Source organism: Malikia spinosa (assembly GCF_002980625.1).
Taxonomy (GTDB): Bacteria; Pseudomonadota; Gammaproteobacteria; order Burkholderiales; family Burkholderiaceae_C; genus Malikia; species Malikia spinosa.
Genome location: NZ_PVLR01000085.1, coordinates 1 through 3,793 on the forward strand (window position 1 = coordinate 1; position 3,793 = coordinate 3,793).

A 3,793-nucleotide genomic window follows, 5' to 3' on the forward strand; every position below is an offset into this window, starting at 1 on the left:
AGTTGGTGGTCTTGTACTTGGAGGGCTCTGGTCTTACTCGGTCGCTCATTCTAGGAGCCTACCTCGGCCCGCTGGCGACCTTGCTTGCCAACTTGAAATTTGCAACAAAGCCTGTCGAAATTAGTTGCGTGAGCGGCGCTCACACAACTGAAGTTGTAACCATGCGACCGATCCGCGTCAGAGGGGAGATCCTGACGCAGCGGTGCCGAAATCGCTGCAAATCTTCCACTGAAGTTGTAACTCAGTGCCCGTTTCAACCGAAGTTGTGTTCAGATAGACGGTGACCAGCCTGCGGCCTGGCCGCGATGCTGACGGTGCGGCTACCCAATTCACACGGGGGAGGGCGACATGTCACGACGCACATCCGTTCGTTCGTACCGGCTGGGCATGGGCACGGAGCCTACGCGCGACTGGCCTTCGGTTGACGTGGACGCCCTGAAGGAAGACAGCCGGGCCTTGTTCCTGCGCCGCCGGCAAGGCATCCTGCTGTACTTTGACGGTGCCACAGACCAGCAGATCCGAGAGGGGTGTGGATTCGGGCGCTCGCAGATCTACAGGCTGATCACCGAGCGGTGCCAGAAGCCGCACGAGGATGGCAGCCTCTACGGCTGGCGGGGCGCGATACCCAACCTGCGCACCCAGGCCTGGAAGCGCCAGACGCCACCCAAGCCGCCCAGCGCCAGTGGCGGGGGCACTGCCGGATCGCTGCAATGGATCTTCGAGTCACCGCAGGGACTCGGACTCGAGCAAGACTTCAGGGACCAGATCCTCGGCAACAAGCGTCACTCGCTCGAAGGACCCAGGCGCCGGAACATCTCGTTGTTCAAGTGGCTGCTGGACGAACTGCGCACCCGTGGCTTTGAAGCCCGGGGCGATTGGCCGTTCAACGTCGAGAAACTGGGCTACAACACCATCGTCAAGTTCATCGGCCGGGTGCTGTCCGAGAACCCCCAGAGGCAGCGTGCCTTGCTGGGTGGCCAGGAGGCTCAGCGCAAGTCGAGGGCGGGCGATGGCACCCAACGTCCGGCGCTGCGAGTGTTCCAGCGAGTCGAGTGCGATGCCCACAAGATCGACGCCCGCATGGTGGTCATGGTGCCGTCTCCGCATGGCGGCCATGAGCCCCGAAAGATCCATCGCCTATGGGTGATCGTCATCATCGAGGTGGCCTCGCGTGCCGTCCTGGGCTACCACCTGAGCCTGCACCGGGAATGCAGCGCGGAAGACGTCCTGCGCGCCATCAAGCGCGCCCTGACCCGGTGGGTGCCTCGCGAACTGCAGTTCAGCTCCAGCGCCTATGTTGCCGAGGCGGGCATGCCGTCGGCCCGCAACGACCGCTACCTCGGGGCCTGCTGGGACGAGTTCAGCGTCGATGGCGCGATGGCCAACATCTGCGACCGGGTTGAACGGCAGCTGCTGGAGACCGTGGGCTCGCCCCTCCTCAAGCCACAGGACCCTCACAGCTATTCCTGCCGGCGCAGCAAGGACGACCGACCCTTCATTGAGTCGTTCTTCGGACGGCTGGCCGCCGGCGGCTTTCACCAGCTTTCGGTGACGACCGGAAGCTCGCCCAAGGACAAGCGTGGCGCTGACCCCGACGCAGCTGCCCAGGCGACGCAATTCCAGCTGGAATACGCCGAGGAACTGCTCGACACACTGATCGCCAACTACAACGCGACCCCCCATTCGGGCCTGGGCTACCGCAGCCCGCTGGCCCAGCTCGACTTCCTGACGTCGCGCTCGCCCGACCAGATTCGACAGGCCGACCCGGAGCAGGTGGCCCGGATGGTGGGCATCCGCAAGCTGTGCACCGTCAAGGGGGGCGTGTCCGAAGGCCGGCGACCCTACTTCAACTTTGCCAACGCCAGGTATTCGGCGGAGTGGCTGTGCCTGCGCACGGATCTGATCGGCAAGAACCTGTGGCTGCACATCGAGAACGAGGACGACGCACGGTGGGCCACCGTTTCCACGCCAAACGGTGAGTTCCTGGGCGCCGTTCGCGCCGCGCCCCCCTGGCATCTGACGCCGCACACCCTGTACATGCGGCAGTCGATCCGGGCCCTGGACAAGCGCCGCCTGGTTCATCTGTCGAGCAACTGCGATGCTGTCGAGGAACTGATCCGTTACGCAGAGGCCTCGGAAGACAAGAAGCTGCAACCCCATCCCGCCTACCTGGAGGCTCGCCGGGTGTTGCAGATGCATGCCGAGCGCCTGTCGGGGCAATCGCTGGTGGCGCAGGCACCCCAGCCCGCTTCGAGCCGTCCCCAGGGTTCAACCACCACAACGGACAGTGCTGCCACTAGCGCGGACAGCGTTCCGACCGAGAACCCGCCGGGCCGGCCGCTGCCGCCCATGCGCATGGCGAGGATCTGGTGATGGAAGCCTACTCCGCCACACCGCTGGTTCCCCCGCACCTGCCCCGGGATCACCCTCTGGTCACGCGTGACTATTCGCTCTTCACTCTGGCCATCGGCCAGATGGTCGACTGCATCGCGGACTGGATCGACAACCAGGTCGACGGTGCCACCCTCTATGGGCCATCACGCTTTGGCAAGTCGAGTGCCGTGGACCACTGGCTGGGCAATCTGCTGTCCGAGCGGCATGGCGGACAGGTGCCCATGGTGGTGTGGAGCCACATCGACTCCGGTGGATCGCAGTCGGTCGGCCGCTTCCATTCCAACCTGTTGCACGCCAGCCGCCATCCCCTGGCCCGGGCCGCCCGCAGCCCGCTCGACCGGCTGCACATGCTGGTCGAAAAGTGGACTGAACTGGCGACCCAGGGCGGGGGACGGTTTCTGGTGCTGGTCATCGACGAGGCCCAGGGCATGAGTCAGCGCGAGTGGCTGTGGCTGGTGGAATTGCACAGCCTGCTGGAAAAGGAAGGGCTGCGTCTTTGCGTGTTCTCAATCGCCTCGCTGCAGTTCTTTGACGAGCCTACCGGCATGGCGCTGTCCGGCGGCGCCCATGTGGCGGCCAGGTTCATGCTGGCATCCGAGCCATTCCATGGGATCCGTACCACCGAGGAACTGGCCTACGTGATGGCGGGGTATGACGGCGGCACCGAATGGCCACGCGGCTCGGGCCTGTCGTTCACCCAGGGGGTGGCGCCAGACGCCTGGGACCAGGGATTGCGGATGGCCCACCATGCCGAGGGCTTGATGCAAGCCATGGTCGATGAGCTGCCCGGTCGCTACCAGGGGCCGATGGAATTCCCGATGAAGACCGTGGCCCAGTCCTGCCGCAACGCGCTGCTGCGCATCGCAGGGGGCGCCGACTGGCGGGATGTCACCTCGCCCGGCTCCTGGCGCAGGATCGTGGCGGGATGCGGCCATAGGTCGCTGATGTCCCTGGTGTCTGCCGCGGCGCCCCGGCTGCGACAGCGTGCCGGCACGTCGTCGTGACCCCGACCAGCCAGCATCTGACCTGGCATCCAGGCAGCATCAGGCCCTACGCCTCGTTGTGGCATACGGTGCAGCGGGTGGCCGCCCTGAACCGCCTCAGGATGCGAGAGCTGCCGGACCATCTCTGGTGCCATCCCGGCGAAGCTGCAAACAAGGCAAGCTCGACCGGATTGCTGTTCAATGAATGGCGCGGCCATGAGGGGCAAGGCCATGGGCGTGTGGCGGTCTCCACCGAGGTGCTGGCATCCTGGCTGGGAGAGCCGGCCGATGTCTTTGCCTGGTCTCACCTGGGCACGCTCCCGCCGTGGTCGCGTCAGCTGGTGTGCAGCGGATTGCGGCTCTGCCGTCAATGCCTAGCGGCTGGGTATCACAGTGCCCTCCTGTCGATTCGTCTG

2 protein-coding genes and 1 pseudogene are annotated in these 3,793 nt (G+C 65.3%); all 3 read left to right on the plus strand.

Features of this window, described 5'->3' with window-relative positions; genetic code table 11:
• Positions 1-348: 348 nt before the first annotated feature.
• Entirely contained in the window at positions 349-2,373 is a 2,025-nt protein-coding gene (locus C6P61_RS17370) for a transposase family protein (protein WP_146115101.1), read from the plus strand.
• The gene (locus C6P61_RS17375) at positions 2,373-3,398 is read left to right on the plus strand and encodes an ATP-binding protein (RefSeq protein ID WP_105731149.1); all 1,026 of its coding nucleotides are present in this window, start codon (positions 2,373-2,375) and stop codon (positions 3,396-3,398) included. The genes C6P61_RS17370 and C6P61_RS17375 overlap by 1 nt, the downstream gene beginning before the upstream one ends.
• A pseudogene (locus C6P61_RS18090) lies at positions 3,395-3,793 on the plus strand (hypothetical protein); the annotation flags it as partial. The gene C6P61_RS17375 and the pseudogene C6P61_RS18090, both read left to right, overlap by 4 nt.

Coding starts and splice junctions, on each gene's coding strand:
- C6P61_RS17370 (WP_146115101.1), top strand. CDS start 349: ATGTCACGACGCACATCCGTTCGTTCGTACCGGCTGGGCATGGGCACG.
- C6P61_RS17375 (WP_105731149.1), top strand. CDS start 2,373: ATGGAAGCCTACTCCGCCACACCGCTGGTTCCCCCGCACCTGCCCCGG.